The 15,878-nt window shown below is 37.7% G+C and carries 13 protein-coding genes; 11 read left to right on the forward strand and 2 right to left on the reverse strand.

Going from position 1 to position 15,878, the window contains the following annotated elements:
* Nucleotides 1-11: 11 nt before the first annotated feature.
* The 5 genes from metK (at nucleotide 12) to EO766_RS09770 (ending at nucleotide 4,638) form a co-directional block, all read left to right on the forward strand.
* On the forward strand, nucleotides 12-1,265 hold the full coding sequence (metK, locus tag EO766_RS09750) for a methionine adenosyltransferase (protein WP_074419956.1): 1,254 nt from the start codon (nucleotides 12-14) through the stop codon (nucleotides 1,263-1,265).
* 93 nt (nucleotides 1,266-1,358) lie between these two features.
* The gene (locus tag EO766_RS09755) at nucleotides 1,359-1,946 is read left to right on the forward strand and encodes an NUDIX domain-containing protein (RefSeq protein ID WP_074419965.1); all 588 of its coding nucleotides are present in this window, start codon (nucleotides 1,359-1,361) and stop codon (nucleotides 1,944-1,946) included.
* Nucleotides 1,939-2,685 carry a 23S rRNA (guanosine(2251)-2'-O)-methyltransferase RlmB gene (gene rlmB, locus EO766_RS09760; protein WP_074419957.1) on the forward strand — a complete coding sequence of 249 codons (747 nt, stop codon included), beginning with the start codon at nucleotides 1,939-1,941 and terminating at the stop codon, nucleotides 2,683-2,685. The genes EO766_RS09755 and rlmB overlap by 8 nt, the downstream gene beginning before the upstream one ends.
* A gap of 39 nt (nucleotides 2,686-2,724) precedes the next feature.
* On the forward strand, nucleotides 2,725-3,591 hold the full coding sequence (locus EO766_RS09765) for a hydroxymethylglutaryl-CoA lyase-like TIM-barrel protein (RefSeq protein WP_074419958.1): 867 nt from the start codon (nucleotides 2,725-2,727) through the stop codon (nucleotides 3,589-3,591).
* 42 nt (nucleotides 3,592-3,633) lie between these two features.
* Complete coding sequence (locus tag EO766_RS09770; protein WP_074419959.1) at nucleotides 3,634-4,638, forward strand: GSCFA domain-containing protein; 1,005 nt, start codon at nucleotides 3,634-3,636, stop codon at nucleotides 4,636-4,638.
* Nucleotides 4,639-4,657: 19 nt separating this feature from the next.
* Here EO766_RS09770 and EO766_RS09775 read toward each other — a convergent pair whose 3' ends face one another.
* Nucleotides 4,658-5,266 (reverse strand): MiaE family protein, encoded by a 609-nt coding sequence (locus EO766_RS09775; RefSeq protein ID WP_074419966.1) that lies wholly within the window; start codon nucleotides 5,264-5,266, stop codon nucleotides 4,658-4,660.
* Nucleotides 5,267-5,354: 88 nt separating this feature from the next.
* Here EO766_RS09775 and EO766_RS09780 point away from each other — a divergent pair, with 88 nt between their 5' ends.
* The 4 genes from EO766_RS09780 (at nucleotide 5,355) to trhO (ending at nucleotide 10,691) form a co-directional block, all read left to right on the forward strand.
* Entirely contained in the window at nucleotides 5,355-6,452 is a 1,098-nt protein-coding gene (locus tag EO766_RS09780; protein ID WP_074419960.1) for an aminotransferase class I/II-fold pyridoxal phosphate-dependent enzyme, read from the forward strand.
* 167 nt (nucleotides 6,453-6,619) lie between these two features.
* On the forward strand, nucleotides 6,620-9,082 hold the full coding sequence (locus EO766_RS09785; RefSeq protein WP_287100955.1) for a penicillin acylase family protein: 2,463 nt from the start codon (nucleotides 6,620-6,622) through the stop codon (nucleotides 9,080-9,082).
* Between the two features lie 66 nt (nucleotides 9,083-9,148).
* Entirely contained in the window at nucleotides 9,149-9,502 is a 354-nt protein-coding gene (locus EO766_RS09790) for a hypothetical protein (RefSeq protein ID WP_068247083.1), read from the forward strand.
* Nucleotides 9,503-9,644: 142 nt separating this feature from the next.
* Entirely contained in the window at nucleotides 9,645-10,691 is a 1,047-nt protein-coding gene (gene trhO / locus EO766_RS09795; protein WP_218331173.1) for an oxygen-dependent tRNA uridine(34) hydroxylase TrhO, read from the forward strand.
* Here trhO and EO766_RS09800 read toward each other — a convergent pair.
* On the reverse strand, nucleotides 10,688-11,617 hold the full coding sequence (locus tag EO766_RS09800; protein ID WP_287100957.1) for a phosphoribosylaminoimidazolesuccinocarboxamide synthase: 930 nt from the start codon (nucleotides 11,615-11,617) through the stop codon (nucleotides 10,688-10,690). The two genes, trhO and EO766_RS09800, sit on opposite strands and share 4 nt — an antisense overlap.
* A gap of 171 nt (nucleotides 11,618-11,788) precedes the next feature.
* On the opposite strand from EO766_RS09800, the gene EO766_RS09805 reads away from it, so the two are divergent.
* Together EO766_RS09805 and EO766_RS09810 are read left to right on the forward strand one after the other, a co-directional pair.
* Nucleotides 11,789-14,659 (forward strand): TonB-dependent receptor, encoded by a 2,871-nt coding sequence (locus EO766_RS09805; protein ID WP_287100958.1) that lies wholly within the window; start codon nucleotides 11,789-11,791, stop codon nucleotides 14,657-14,659.
* A 131-nt stretch (nucleotides 14,660-14,790) separates the two neighbouring features.
* Nucleotides 14,791-15,777, forward strand: a complete 987-nt coding sequence (locus EO766_RS09810) for a pyruvate dehydrogenase complex E1 component subunit beta (protein WP_068246497.1) — start codon at nucleotides 14,791-14,793, stop codon at nucleotides 15,775-15,777.
* Nucleotides 15,778-15,878 lie beyond the last annotated feature (101 nt).

Genomic DNA, 15,878 nt, shown 5'->3' on the forward strand with positions numbered 1-15,878 from the left:
AACAAATATTCATGTCTTATTTATTTACCTCCGAAAGTGTTTCTGAAGGCCATCCTGATAAAGTTGCCGACCAGATTTCTGATGCATTAATCGATAATTTTCTTGCATTTGATCCACAATCAAAAGTAGCTTGCGAAACTTTGGTAACTACAGGTCAGGTAGTATTGGCAGGTGAAGTTCGTTCGAAAGCTTATTTAGATGTTCAGGAAATTGCACGTGGTGTAATTCGCAAAATTGGATATACCAAAAGTGAATATATGTTTGAAGCACACTCTTGTGGTGTTTTATCTGCCATTCACGAACAATCACCTGATATTAATCAAGGTGTTGACCGTAAGAAAAAAGAAGAACAGGGTGCCGGCGATCAGGGCATGATGTTCGGGTATGCTACCAATGAAACGGATGATTACATGCCACTTACATTAGATTTGGCACAAAAAATATTGATTGAGCTGGCCGCCTTGCGTAGAGAAAACAAACAAATTAAATACCTGCGTCCCGATGCAAAAAGTCAGGTAACATTAGAGTATGATGACAATAATAAACCTGTTAGAATTGATACCATTGTGGTTTCTACACAACACGATGATTTTGATACAGAAGAAAAAATGCAGGCTAAAATCAGGAAAGATATTATTGAAATATTAATTCCGAGAGTAAAATCGAAATATAAGAAGTATGCCAAATTATTCAACAACCAGGTAACATACCATATTAATCCCACCGGAAAATTTGTAATTGGCGGCCCTCATGGCGATACCGGTTTAACCGGAAGAAAAATTATTGTAGATACTTATGGCGGTAAAGGCGCACATGGTGGCGGTGCATTTAGCGGAAAAGATCCTTCTAAAGTAGACCGGTCAGCCGCCTATGCTACCCGTCATATTGCAAAAAATTTAGTAGCTGCAGGTGTTGCCGATGAAATTCTGGTACAGGTTTCTTATGCCATTGGTGTTGCACAACCCACCTCCATTTATGTAAATACATACGGCACAGCTAAAGTGAACATGAGTGATGCTGAAATCAGTAAAATTGTTACTGAAATTTTTGATATGCGTCCTTATTTTATTGAACAACGTTTAAAATTGCGTAATCCAATTTATAGTGAAACGGCAGCATATGGACACATGGGCCGCAAAAATGAAGTGGTAACCAAAGAGTTTAAAACACCCGATGGTAAAGTAAAAAAAGTAAAAGTTGAATTGTTTACCTGGGAAAAATTAGATTATGTTCCAAAAGTGAAAAAAGCTTTTGGCATTAAATAGCTGTAAGTTAATTTTTTATTGAACAAAAAAGGGCTGTCTGAAAAGATGGCCTTTTTTCTGTTCAATGCAGTAGTTTTAACCAAAATAATTTGTATGTCTGCAAACAGGGAAGTCAATCCGTGGATAATTTTAGATGAACAGGAAGTATATCAAAATGCCTGGATACAGCTCAATCATTACAAGGTAATCAACCCATCCGGTAAAGAGGGGATATATGGAAAAGTACATTTTAAAAATAAAGCTGTTGGCGTTATTCCAATAGATGAAACGCTGCATACATATCTGGTAGGCCAATATAGGTTCACCATTCAACAATATAGTTGGGAAATTCCGGAAGGTGGTTGCCCTGAAAATGAAACAGCTTTAAGTGCTGCTAAGCGCGAATTGATGGAAGAAACAGGGTTACAGGCAGAAAAATGGGAATATTTAGGAGCAGCATTTCTTTCCAATTCGGTAACCGATGAAGCGAGTGAATTTTTTGTAGCAACCGGATTATCAAAATATAAATCTGCTCCCGAAGAAACAGAACAGCTGGCAGTAAAAAAAGTAGCACTTCAACAGGCATTTGAAATGGTTGAAAACGGAACTATTACTGATGCATTATCGGTACTGGCTTTGCAAAAACTGCAATTATTGTGGATGCAGGGAAAATGGAAACCAATAATTTTGCAACATGGGTAAATCATCATCAACCTTAATCATTGGGCGGCAACCATTAATTGAAGCTATTGAACAGGGTAGGACAATCGATAAAATACTATTACAAAAAAATGCATCCGGCGAAACTGTGGCTGACATTCGGCAACTATCCAAACAACATCAAATACCCATTCAACTGGTTCCGGTTGAAAAATTAAATTATTTATCCAAAGCCAATCATCAGGGCGTAATTGCTTTTGCAGCTTTGGTGCCTTATATGGATTTACAGGAAGTAATTAACTTTGTGGTGCAACAGGGAACGGTGCCTTTATTTGTAATGTTAGATGGTATTACCGATGTAAGAAATATTGGCGCCATAGCAAGAAGTGCATTGTGTTGTGGTGCGCAGGCTTTGATTCTACCCGATAAAGGAGTAGGCGCCCTCAATGAAGAAGCTTTAAAAAGCAGTGCCGGTGCATTAGAGCAGATACAGGTATGCAGAGTAAACAGTTTGCTGAAAGCTATTGATACACTGCATTTAAATGGTATTCAGGTGTTTACTTCAGAAATGCGTGCCGATAAAAATGTATTTGAATTAAATTTTACCTTACCCACCTGCGTTATAATGGGTGCAGAAGGAAAGGGGGTGCAGGCTTATCTTGCAAAAGCTGCTGATTATTTTTTTAAAATACCTATGGCCGGCAATTTTAATTCATTTAATGTTTCAGTAGCTACAGGTATTATTTTGTATGAAGCACTCAAACAGCGACAGTTTTCATAATATACAATCATTATTTTTTCACTTTAGAATGTGTTTACCATGCCATCTGCTGTTAAAACCATACAATTGATTGAATGTCCGCGAGATGCAATGCAGGGCTGGCCACATCCCATACCTACCGAAAAAAAAATTAACTATATCAACCAACTTTTGCAGGTTGGCTTTCATACCATTGATTTTGGCAGCTTTGTTTCACCCAAAGCCATCCCACAAATGGCAGATACGGTTCAGGTATTGAAGGGGCTTCATTTCAACAATAGCATTACAAAACTATTGGCCATTGTAGCCAATGTAAGAGGTGCTGAAGCAGCGGTTTTGTTTGATGAAATTACTTATCTGGGTTTTCCTTTTTCGGTTTCGCCAACATTCCAAATGCGCAATACCAACAGTACACAGGAAGAAAGTGTGCAAACCATTGAAACCATTCAGGAACTGTGTATCAAAAACAACAAACAGTTGGTGGTGTATTTAAGCATGGGTTTCGGCAATCCCTATGGTGATGTATATAACAGTGAAATATTACTGCAATGGGCCGATGCAATGATACAAAAAGACATTACCATCATCTCACTGGCCGATACGGTTGGACTGGCAGCGCCTATACAAATTAGCGAAGTATTTCAGGCATTAATTCCTGCTTATCCACACATTATTTTTGGTGCACATTTACATGCAAGCCCCGATAATCGTATCGCCAAATTAGCAGCCGCCTATCATGCAGGCTGTATGCGTTTTGATGGCGCTTTACGTGGGTATGGCGGATGCCCCATGGCGCAAAATGAACTGGTCGGGAATATGGATAGCTTATCTATCATAGATTACTTCAGTAAGGAAGGATTGTCGTTTCATTTCAATGCAAATGCGTTAGAAAATAGTGTATTATTAGCGGGTGAAATATTCAGCTAATGTGCTTTTGATGCGTTTTTATTCCATATTAAAAATCTGAACATGAAGTTCCACGCCGAATTCGATATTAAAAAAATAGATGAACCCATTCATCATCGGCATAAAATAATGCTGATAGGTTCTTGTTTTACTGAAAAAATAGGTGAAAAATTAAGTAATAGTGGCTTTTCAGTGCTGCAAAATCCAAATGGAATTCTGTTTAATCCGGTAAGTGTGGCGGAAGCCATTATAAACATTATTCAACACAAAATTTATACAACATCCGATTTGTTTTGTTTTAATGAAACATGGCATAGCTGGCAGTTTCATAGCCGATATTCCGGCATTACTCCGGAAGATGCTGTTCAAAAAATAAATACATCTATTCAAACAGGGCATACCTTTTTAAAGCATGCCGATTATCTTATAATTACATTAGGTTCTGCCTGGGTGTACACATTAACGGAACAGGCTGCCAATGGCAAACCCGGTACCGTTGCCGCCAATAATCATAAAGCACCGGCCGGTTGGTTTCAAAAAAAATTAATGGATACCACACAAATTATTACCGTGTTGGGTACTATGCTGGATAGATTGGGCATTTTTAATCCAAATATAAAAATTATTTTCACCATCAGTCCGGTGCGCCATTTACGCGAAGGTGCTGTTAATAATAATCGCAGCAAAGCAGCTTTAATCAGTGCAGTGCATTACTTAACAGAACAACTCCCCAAATTGTATTATTTTCCTGCCTATGAACTTGTAATAGATGATTTGCGTGATTATCGGTTTTATGCGGAAGATTTGGTACACCCCAACCATACAGCAACAGAATATGTATGGGCTAAATTGATGAATGCATGTATGAATGCAGATACCATTGCATTGATACACAAGATTGATGAAATTAATATTGCACGCAGGCATACACCATTCAATCCTTCATCGGTGCAGCATCAGGCGTTTTTAAAAAAATATGCCGCCCTTACACAATCGTTACTAAACGAGTTTCCATTTCTTCCTTTAGCAGAAACATTGCAATATTTTCAGCAGGGCAGTAAAAATTAAAACTGTGGGCACTCATTTTTTAATGTATTCTGTCGCCTCTTAATGCAGTGCTTTGCATAACGAGCATTTCATGTTCAAGCCATTGTTGCCAACGTTTTTCCACTTTTTCGGGTGTGGTATATTGTTTGGCTAAATCTAAAAACAGTGTATAATGACCTGCCTCACTTGCCATAAAACGACGGTAAAAATTACGCAGGCCTGCATCTTCCAAGCCTTCGCTTAATCTTTTAAAACGTTCGCAACTGCGTGCTTCAATCAATGCCATGGTTAACAGCTTGTCTAATAAACGGCTATCTTCATGGCCTCCTTTTTGTTGAAAGGCTAATAATTGATTTACATAAACGTCTTTCCGTTGGTTGCCTAACGGTAAATTTCTTCGTTCTAATTCCTGTAAAACTAATCTGAAATGTCCCCATTCTTCGGTTACTATGGGCGATAAACGGTATACAATTTCTTTTTTTGAAGAATAATGCTGAATGAGTGAAATACAGGAAATGGCTGCTTTTTGCTCGCAATAAGCATGATCGGTTAAAATACCACCGATGCTGATTGCTGCCAGATTTACCCAGCGTGGATCTGTGGCTAAAGGTAAGTTTAAAATTGATTTTACATCTGCAGATAAATTCATAAAAACACTTAAGCACTGCAAAAATATCAATTGCTGCTGTTTAAGTTGCAGGCTGCACAATACAATTGTATTTATGTAGTTTTGAAACATGTACCACGATGAATTTCTTGACGATAAATTGAACGACCGAAAATTGCAAAGAAGCTATCGCTCTTTACAACCATCGGACAATAAAATAGATTTTTTTTCAAACGATTATTTGGGAATAGCCCAACAACGGCTGCTTACATCCGAAGATGTGCATATTTATGCCGCAGGTGCAACAGGTTCCAGATTATTGTCGGGCAATTATGCATTGATTGACGCGGCAGAAAGCACCTTAGCAACATTTCACCAAACACCTGCGGCGCTCATTTTCAATTCGGGTTATGACGCCAATGTAGGTTTGCTTTCTGCCATACCTCAAAAAGGCGATACCATTTTATACGATGCTTTATCACACGCCTCTATACGGGAAGGCCTTCGTTTATCTTTTGCACAAAGTTTTTCATTCCGGCATAATGACCTTATGCATTTGGAAGAAAAGTTAAAACTGGCAAAGGGTCATATTTTTATTGTAACCGAAACGGTTTTTAGTATGGATGGAGACAGGTGTCCATTGCCTGATTTGGTTTTACTTGCCCAAAAATATGGTGCACACCTTATTGTAGATGAAGCACATGCCACAGGAATAATTGGGAAAAATGGAGCAGGACTTACCCAACACGATCAATTACAGGAAGCTATTTTTGCCCGTATCCATACTTTTGGAAAAGCGGTGGGCTGTCAGGGTGCAGCAGTATTGGGTTCTGAACGATTGAAAGCATATTTAGTTAATTTTTCCAGACCCTTTATTTACACAACAGCACTTCCACCATTGGCCATTAAAGCAGTAATCAAGTCCTATCAAATATTTCCTGAAATGCACACTGAACGGCAGGTATTACAGCAGCATATTCAACAGTTTCAACAGGCAAAACTTCCATTTCAAAAGTTGATTTCAGATACACCTATTCAGGGTTTGATAATACCTGGCAATGAAAATGTAATTCAGATAGCTACAACCTTACAAAATAATGGGTTTGCAGTACGGCCTATTCTTTATCCAACAGTGCCCAAAAATGCAGAAAGGCTGCGCATTATTTTGCATGCTTTCAATACCAAAAACGAACTGCAAAATTTATTACACCTGCTCGCTTCCACATAAAATCAACAATTGTTGAAATAAAAAAAATGAATGTATGCAAAAAATTATTATTTTCAATGCTGAATAAAACCTGAAATTGTTTTCAATGATTTTTTTGTTGTACAAGTATTGCTGAAAACAATAGGTTTGAACACTGCCAATACCCTGAACTTTTATAAAACTTGTCTATGAAATATGTTTACACGGGCTTAGCTGCACTGCTCACCATTGCTTTAATTGTAGTACTCAATATTCAGTTGCCGGTTGGTAATTCAAAAACACCAAGGCTAGGTTATTTTTTATCTCCTCAACAAGGATTTTGGCAAAATGCAGAATCTGATAATACTGATTTTGGTGGAGAAATTGTTTTAAGTGGATTAAAAGGCAAAGCAGATGTTTATTTTGACAATCGTTTAGTACCTCATATTTATGCCGACAATGATGCAGATGCATATTTTTTGCAAGGCTATTTGCATGCGAAGTTTCGTTTGTTTCAAATGGAGTTTGAGACCAACGTGGCTGGAGGAAGATTAAGCGAATTAATTGGAAAAGACGGGCTGGCAATTGATAAATATTTCAGGAGATTAGGGATGGTATATGCTGCCGAAAATTCGTTAAAAGTTATGGAAGCAGACCCGGTAGTAAAATCAGCCATGGATGCTTATACAGCAGGTGTAAATGCCTATATAGCTCATTTAAAACCCAATCAAATTCCTTTAGAATTTAAATTGTTAAATGCTACACCTGAACCCTGGACCAATTTGCGTTCGGCATTGTTTTTAAAATTTATGTCGTATGATTTAACCGGGCAGGGCGACGATGATTTATTAATGACCAATACCAAAAACCTGTTAGGATACAATATGTTTCAAAAATTATTTCCCGACAGGGCCGATTCATTAGATCCTATTTTACCTATTGGTACCACTTTTGAAAAACCTTCTATTGTACCCAAAATACCTGTGAATGTAGATTCTGTATACTACGGAATTTCCGGGGGCACCTCCACAGCCATTCCACCTGTTATGCCCAATAAAAATAATGGCAGCAATAACTGGGCAGTTAGTGGCAGTAAAACAAAAAGCGGAAGGCCTATTTTGTGTAACGACCCACATTTGGGTTTAAATCTTCCTTCTCTTTGGTATGAAGTGCAAATTAGCACCCCAACACAAAATACGTATGGTGCAACATTTCCTGGTGCACCTTGTGTAATTATAGGGTTTAATGACAGTTGTGCCTGGGGGGTAACCAATGCAGGCAGAGATGTGAAAGATTTTTATGAAATGCAGTTTAAAGACAGCACCATGCAAGAGTATTGGTTCAATAACGCATGGGAAAAAGCTGAGATACGGAAAGAGGTGATTAAAGTAAAAGATGGTCCCGATGATGTGGAAACATTAGCCATGACTGTATTTGGACTGGTAATGTATGATAAAAATTATCAGAGTAAAAATAAAGATGGCCGTTACTATGCCGTACGTTGGAAAGCGCATGATGGTAGTAATGAATTGGCTACTTTTTATTATTTAAACAGAGCTAAAAACTATACCGATTACAGCAATGCCGTTAATTATTTTGAATGTCCAGGGCAAAATTTTGTATTTGCCTGTAAAAATGGAGATATTGCCATTAAGCAGCAGGGAGCTTTTGTAGCCAAGTGGAAACACCAGGGCGAGTTTGTGATGCCGGGTACAGATAGCGCTTATATGTGGCAGGGAATTATACCCAATAAAGAAAACCCGCTGATGTATAACCCGGCACGTGGTTTTGTAAGCAGCGCCAATCAAATGGTTGTAGATACAACTTATCCATATTATTTAGGCAGATCTGGAAATTTCCCTATTTACAGAGGGCTCATCATCAATCGGTTTTTAGCAGGTATGAATAATATTACACCCGAAGATATGATGAAAATGCAAACCAATAATTACAATGTATTTGCCGAAATGGCCAGACCCGCATTGTTTAAATATTTAGATGAAACCGCATTAAGCCCAACAGAAATGCGTTATATGGATAAATTGAAAGAATGGAATTTGGTGAGTGATTATAATGCAACAGCTCCTACTATTTTTGAATGTTTTTGGGATAGTGTTTTTGTAGATATTTATGCTGATGAATTGAACAGTACCGGCTTGCCGTACATGTGGCCGGAGCAAGCAACCTTAGTGGAGGCAATGATTAAAGACACGAATTACCTGTTTGCTGATGATATTAGAACAAAAGATGTGAAAGAAAATATGCGCACCATTGTACAAAATGCATGTAAACAGGCCTGTGCAGCATTAGAAAATTTAGAAAAAATGGGTAAGTTAAACTGGGGAAAATATAAGGACACCTACATTGGTCATTTATTAAAAATTCCTGCACTGAGCAGGTTGCATGTGCCAATAGGAGGTGGAACAAACATTATTAATGCCACCACATCCAATCATGGGCCCAGTTGGCGAATGATTGTACAATTAACGGATAAAACAGAAGCTTATGGAGTTTATCCTGGCGGGCAAAGTGGTAATCCGGGCAGTAAATATTATGATAATTTTATTGATACATGGGCAGCCGGTAAATATTATCCGCTATTGTTTTTAACGAAAAGTATGGCTGCAACAAGTTCTGATATGAAATGGCATTTGGAAGTGAAAAATGGATAAAACATCTGTTGGAGGAAAACTTTGCATTATTCAATTGCTAAAAAAAACATTTATAAAATTAAAAATATGAAGTTTGTAATATCTGTTATCATCACTGCTTTTTTAAGTTACTCATTTGGGTTATATGCAGCATTCCCCTGGTATAGTTTTGCTATCTGTGCATTGGCAGTTGCATTGGCCATACATCAAAAACCATATAAAGCATTTTTGTCGGGATTTATTGCTTTATTTTTATTGTGGGGAATCATGGCATTATTGATGGACAATGCCAATCACCATATTCTTTCGCAAAAAGTAGCCCAGATATTACCATTGGAAGGTTCTTCCATGGCAATTATATTGCTAACTGCATTCATAGGCGGATTGGTAGCTGGAATGGCTGCATTAACCGGCAGTTTAATCAGAAAAAGGTCAAATTGATTGGTTTAAAAAGAAAGGCCTTTTTTGTTACAATCATAAAATAAGTATTTTCGCACCGATATTTTGCCCACCCTGCAAGTGGGTCCATATTTAATCATGGAACTTTTGCCTTTGCGTAAAAAGTCTGAAATGTAATTTCTTTATGGCATTGTTACACAATCGTATTAATAATGAGGAGTTGAAAAAGCGCCTCATGGAAGAAAAAGAACCCCGCATTACTGTAAGTTTCTATCAGTATTTTGAAGTATCCAATCCACTGGCTTTTCGAGATTACCTGTATAAGCATTTGCATGCGCTGAAAGTGTTTGGCAGAATTTATATTGCCAAAGAAGGTATTAATGCACAAGCCAGTGTGCCCGAATCTAATTTTGAAGCATTCAAAACATTTTTATATAGTATTGAACCTTTAAATGGCTTACGAATTAATATTGCCGTGGATGATGATGGGAAAAGTTTTTGGGTATTAAAAGTTAAGGTGCGTGAAAAAATAGTAGCAGACGGTATTAATGATCCCGATTTTAATATGTATCAAAAAGGGAAGTATGTAGACGCCATTACCATGAACCGGTTACTGGCTGACCCCAATACCATTGTAATTGATATGCGTAACCATTACGAATATGAAGTGGGCCATTTTGTAAAAGCATTAGAAGTGCCTTCAGATACTTTTCGCGAACAATTGCCCATGGCAGTGGAAATGATGAAAGGTAATGAAGACAAAAACATCATCATGTATTGTACAGGTGGTATTCGTTGTGAAAAAGCCAGTGCATATATGTTGCATAAGGGCTTTAAAAATGTATATCATTTGGAAGGTGGAATTATTAATTATGCCCGCCAGACCCAACAATTGGGGTTAGAAAGTTATTTTAAAGGTAAAAACTTTGTGTTCGATAACAGGCTGGGTGAAAGAATTACACCCGATGTAATTGCGCATTGCCACCAATGCGGAAACCCCTGCGATACCCATACCAACTGTAAAAATGATGGTTGCCACCTTTTGTTTATACAGTGCGATGAATGTGCCACAAAATACAATGGTTGTTGCAGTGAGGCCTGCGCAGAAACCATTCATTTACCTGTTGAAAGGCAAAAGCAAATTAGAAAGGGAATAGATAAAGGTCAAAATATATTCCACAAATCTAAAGCCCGTTTAAGGCCCAGATTGAATGAAATAAATGGCGTTTAGTGATAAACGCCTAATATTTTTAATGCTTCCATTGTTTTTTCAAAAGTAATTTCATCAGAAAGAGATTGTGGAACAAATTTTTCTCCAATCAGTTTTTCGTATAATTCAATATATCGGTTCGATATGGTTTGAATCCATTCATCCGTCATTTCCGGAACAACTTCTCCTGCTTTTCCCATGAAATGATGGGCAATTAACCATTCTCTTACAAATTCTTTACTCAATTGTTTTTGTTTTTCGCCTTTTTGCTGGCGCTCCTCAAATCCTTCTGCATAAAAATATCTTGAACTATCTGGTGTATGAATTTCATCCATTAAATAAATTTCATCTCCAATTTTCCCAAACTCATATTTGGTATCTACTAAAATCAGCCCCCGTTGTGCAGCCAGTTGTTTTCCCCTTTCAAAAAGCGCTAATGCGCATGTTTCTAATTGTGCCCAATCTTTTTCACTGGCCAGTCCGCCTGCAATTATGGCTTCTTTTGTAATATCTTCATCATGCCCTTCTGCAGCTTTGGTAGAGGGTGTTATAATGGGTGACGGAAAAAAATCATTTTCCTGCATCCCCTCGGGTAATGCCACACCGCATAATGTTCTTTTGCCCGATTGATAGGTACGCCAGGCATGTCCGGTTAAATTACCCCTTATCACCATTTCTATTTTAAACGGTTCGCATTTTTTTCCAATACTTACATTAGGCGCAGGTACACTTAACAACCAGTTTTTGCAAATATCTTGGGTAGCCTGCAACATATAAGCAGCAATCTGATTCAGTACCTGCCCTTTAAATGGAATGGGCTTGGGTAGTATTACATCAAAAGCCGAAATTCGGTTACTGGCCACCATTACCAGTATATTTTGGCCAATACTATATACATCTCTTACTTTACCCTTGTAAAAATTGGTTTGTTGGGGAAATTGATACATTGCCATGCATCAAAAATACTCTTGCAAAATAATATACAGGCGCTTTTTTCGTTTTTTTTCTTTCGGATAATTTTTTTGAACGATTACATAAAAGTATTTTTCAAGTATTTTTTAATATTTTTTTTATTCAGCCAACTATTTTCTAAATTGCTGTTAAACAAAAACTGCCGTATGAGAAAATTAATGTTAATGGTTTCTTTTTGCATTACTGTTTCATTGTTTTATGTAACAGCCCATGCACAAGAAGCTACCACTGTTAGTGGCGTTATTAAAAATGCAAGTAACAATGAAACTGTATCATCTGTTTCAGTAACTATTAAGGGAGGTTCAACTGGTGCCTATACCGATGAAAAAGGTTATTTTAAATTTACTACCGCACAAAAACCGCCATTTACATTGGTTATCTCTTCTGTTGGTTTCTCTAATAAAGAAGTAACATTTAACGGAACACCTATTGAAGTGAGCCTTCAGCCACACTATATTTTAGGTGATGAAGTGGTAGTAGCTGCCTCTCGTGTTCCTGAAAAAATTATTGAATCGCCGGTAACTATTGAAAGGGTAAGTGCTGCTACCATTCGTTCTGCTCCTTCTTCTAACTATTATGATATTATCGGAACTTTAAATGGGGTAGATGTGGTAGCTTCCAGTTTAACATTTAAATCGGTAGGTACCCGTGGATTCAATGTTAATGGAAATTTAAGATTGAATCAAATTGTGGATGGTATGGATAACCAGGCCCCTGGCTTAAATTTTCCGGTAGGTGGTGTAATTGGATTAACTGAATTAGATGTAGAAAGTATAGAACTGTTGCCAGGTGCTTCTTCTGCATTGTATGGCCCTGGTGGTATGAATGGAACTGTTTTAATTAATAGTAAAGATCCATTCAAATATCAAGGATTAAGTTTTCAAATTAAACAGGGTGTAAACCATGTAGATAATTACCAACGCAATGCTGCTCCATTTTATGACTGGAGTGTACGTTGGGCCAAAAAAGTATCAGACAAGTTTGCTTTTAAAATAGCTTCACAATATGTACAAGCACAAGACTGGCTGGCCAATGATAAAAGAGATTATTCTCGTACTACCGGAACGCCCAATGGGCAAGTAATACCGGGTACCAGAGATTCTGACCCTGCTTATGATGGTGTAAATGTATATGGTGATGAAACAAACTTAGTAAGTGCTGGCGGTATTACTTTTAATTCGCTGGCGCAACAGGTAGGGCAGGGATTTATTGCTCAGGGTGTTCCCAGTTCAATCATTAATGGTATTGTTTCAACTATTCCGGCCAATCAGAATATATCCAGAACCGGATTTGATGAAAAATATGTGATTGCACCTACTACCTACAACTTTAAAATTTCAGGTGAAGCGGTTTATAAAATCAGTAGCCGAACTGATTTAATTTTTGATGGCAACTGGGGCACAGGTAGTACTGTGTATACGGGTTCTGACCGTTATGCACTGAAAAATTTAAAAATGGGTCAGTATAAAATTGAATTGAAAAACAAAAACTGGTTTTTAAGAGCTTATACTACGCAGGAAAATGCCGGTGATTCTTACAATTCAACCATTGCTGCCCGTTTGTTTAATGAGGCTTTATTACCCAGCGGTGGTGCCACCGGCTGGTTTTCCCAGTATACGCAGAATTATATTAAATCGCGTTTACCTGCTTCATTAGGTGGCGCTGGTTTAAGCGATGCTGCTGCTGAAGTGTATGCCCGTTCTGCTACCGACGCTGCTTCAGGAAGGCCGAACGGCGCTATTTATAATAACCCCTTGTTTCAAAAAATTGTACAAACCCCTATTTCTAAAGGTGGTGCACTTTTCGTAGATAAAACTGCATTGTATATGATAGAAGGTCAATACAATTTATCCCCTGCATTAGGGTTAGAAAAAACTAAAACCGATTTATTGATAGGCGGCAATTGGAAACAATATGCATTAAACTCACAGGGAACTTTGTTTGCAGATACTGCAGGTAAAATTTATATAAATGAAGTGGGAGCCTATGCTCAACTTTCGCAGCAATTATTTAATGATGTTTTAAAATTAACCGCTTCCGGCAGGTACGATAAAAATTCAAATTTTGATGGAAAGTTTACCCCTCGTTTTTCAGCAGTGGTAAAATTAGCTAAAAACCATAACCTGCGTTTTTCTTATCAAAACGCCTATCGTTTCCCTTCTACACAAAATCAATGGATTAACTTATTGGTGAGTGGCGGAATTCGTTTAATGGGCGGCTTGCCACAATTACGTAATTACTACAATTTTAATAATAATCCTTCTTACACTTTGGCCAGTGTGCAGGCATTTGGAGCATCGGTACTCAATGGCAGTCCTAATCCCGGTTTGTTGCAAGTGCAAAACTTCGGCAAATTTAAACCTGAGTCTTCCAACTCATTCGAAGTGGGTTATAAAGGTCTGATTGCCCAAAAATTGTTGATTGATGTATATGCTTACTGGGCAAATTATAAAGACTTTTTGGGTGGCGTTACTGTTGTTCAATCGCAAAATGGTTCGCCCTTGGGCTTGTTGGGCTTAAATCCAAATGGTTCATCCGGCAATGCGGCTGCTACAAGAACCATTTACAGCATTTCAGTAAATACACCGGGTAATGTAAATACCAACGGATGGGGTGCCTCTGTTCAATATTTATTACCCAGAAATTTTGCATTGAATGCCAATGTATACTCTGACCAAATAGGCAGTCTGCCTTCAGGTTTTGTTTCTTATTTCAATACGCCTAAAATCAGAACCAATATCGGTTTCAGTAATTCAGGATTTTTATTAGATAATCGTTTGGGCTTTAGTTTAATGTATCGTTATCAGGATAGTTTTTATTATGAAGGAACTTTTGGAACCGGTAATGTACCTTCTTTTGCAACCATTGATGGCGTAATTACCTTTAAATTGCCTGCTACCAAGTCAATGATTAAAATTGGTGGTACCAATTTATTAAACCATTACTATACCAATGGCTTTGGTAATGCACAGATTGGTGGTTTGTATTATGTAAGTTATGGGTATAATGTGTTTTAAAAATTACAACCCTGTTTTTAAAGCTCTTCGGTTGCTTCCGAAGAGCTTTTTTTATTACAGAACCGCTGTTTTTGGTTTTATACATGATAATCTTCTATTTTTGCTGCTCAATTTACTAATCGATATAAATTATGCGATCAATTGCTTTTAGAGAGGCACTCAGAGAGGCCATGCAGGAAGAAATGAGAAGAGATGAAAGGGTTTTTTTAATGGGTGAAGAAGTTGCTGAATACAATGGTGCTTATAAAGTTAGTCAGGGTATGCTGGCTGAATTTGGCGCTAAGCGTGTCATTGATACGCCGATTTCCGAATTAGGTTTTGCCGGTGTAGCAGTTGGTGCTGCACAGAACGGTTTAAGGCCGATTGTTGAATTCATGACTTGGAATTTTGCAGTGTTACCATTAGACCAAATTTTAAATACAGCTTCTAAAATGCTGGCTATGAGTGGTGGACAAATTGCCTGCCCCATCGTTTTCAGAGGGCCTAATGGCAGTGCCGGACAATTAGGAGCGCAACACTCCACCGCTTTTGAAAGTTTATATGCCAATATACCGGGTATTAAAGTGGTATCTCCCTCAAATGGCTATGATGCTAAAGGGTTACTGAAACAAGCCATTCGTTACGAAGAAGATCCGGTTATGTTTATGGAAAGTGAAGTAATGTATGGAGATAAATCTGAAGTGCCTGATGAAGAATATTATATTCCATTAGGAAAGGCAGACATAAAAAAAGCAGGAAGCGATATTACCATTGTTTCTTTCAACAAAATGATGAAAGTTGCATTGGGCGCAGCCGCAGAATTGGAAAAAGAAGGGATAAACGCTGAAGTGATTGATTTAAGAACCATACGCCCCTTAGACTGGCATACTATTTTAGAAAGTGTTAAAAAAACCAATCGGTTATTGATTGTAGAAGAACAATGGCCCTTTGCATCAGTAAGTTCTGAAATTACGTATCGTATACAAAAAGAAGGATTTGATTATTTAGATGCACCCATTCGCCGCATTACCAGTGCCGATGCACCCATGCACTATGCACCTAATTTAGCAGCTTTAGCTATTCCCGATGTGGAAAGAACTGTAAAACTGGCTAAAGAAGTGATGTATATGAAAAAATAAAGAAATAATTGTGTTAATGGTTATACTATTTAATCCCGAAACTCACCTTTCGGGATTTTTTTTGATATCAATCATATTACGTATTGGGTTAGGTATAATGC

The organism is Hydrotalea sp. AMD (assembly GCF_004100315.1).
In the GTDB taxonomy this organism is placed as follows: Bacteria; Bacteroidota; Bacteroidia; order Chitinophagales; family Chitinophagaceae; genus Hydrotalea; species Hydrotalea flava.

What these genes read in the sequence shown, in the direction of transcription:
- EO766_RS09755 (WP_074419965.1), top strand. Translation starts at nt 1,359, where the DNA reads ATGTCTGCAAACAGGGAAGTCAATCCGTGGATAATTTTAGATGAACAG.
- rlmB (WP_074419957.1), top strand. Translation starts at nt 1,939, where the DNA reads ATGGGTAAATCATCATCAACCTTAATCATTGGGCGGCAACCATTAATT.
- EO766_RS09800 (WP_287100957.1), bottom strand. Translation starts at nt 11,617, where the DNA reads ATGTATCAATTTCCCCAACAAACCAATTTTTACAAGGGTAAAGTAAGA.
- EO766_RS09805 (WP_287100958.1), top strand. Translation starts at nt 11,789, where the DNA reads ATGAGAAAATTAATGTTAATGGTTTCTTTTTGCATTACTGTTTCATTG.
- EO766_RS09810 (WP_068246497.1), top strand. Translation starts at nt 14,791, where the DNA reads ATGCGATCAATTGCTTTTAGAGAGGCACTCAGAGAGGCCATGCAGGAA.
- EO766_RS09765 (WP_074419958.1), top strand. Translation starts at nt 2,725, where the DNA reads ATGCCATCTGCTGTTAAAACCATACAATTGATTGAATGTCCGCGAGAT.
- metK (WP_074419956.1), top strand. Translation starts at nt 12, where the DNA reads ATGTCTTATTTATTTACCTCCGAAAGTGTTTCTGAAGGCCATCCTGAT.
- EO766_RS09785 (WP_287100955.1), top strand. Translation starts at nt 6,620, where the DNA reads ATGAAATATGTTTACACGGGCTTAGCTGCACTGCTCACCATTGCTTTA.
- trhO (WP_218331173.1), top strand. Translation starts at nt 9,645, where the DNA reads ATGGCATTGTTACACAATCGTATTAATAATGAGGAGTTGAAAAAGCGC.
- EO766_RS09780 (WP_074419960.1), top strand. Translation starts at nt 5,355, where the DNA reads ATGTACCACGATGAATTTCTTGACGATAAATTGAACGACCGAAAATTG.
- EO766_RS09770 (WP_074419959.1), top strand. Translation starts at nt 3,634, where the DNA reads ATGAAGTTCCACGCCGAATTCGATATTAAAAAAATAGATGAACCCATT.
- EO766_RS09790 (WP_068247083.1), top strand. Translation starts at nt 9,149, where the DNA reads ATGAAGTTTGTAATATCTGTTATCATCACTGCTTTTTTAAGTTACTCA.
- EO766_RS09775 (WP_074419966.1), bottom strand. Translation starts at nt 5,266, where the DNA reads ATGAATTTATCTGCAGATGTAAAATCAATTTTAAACTTACCTTTAGCC.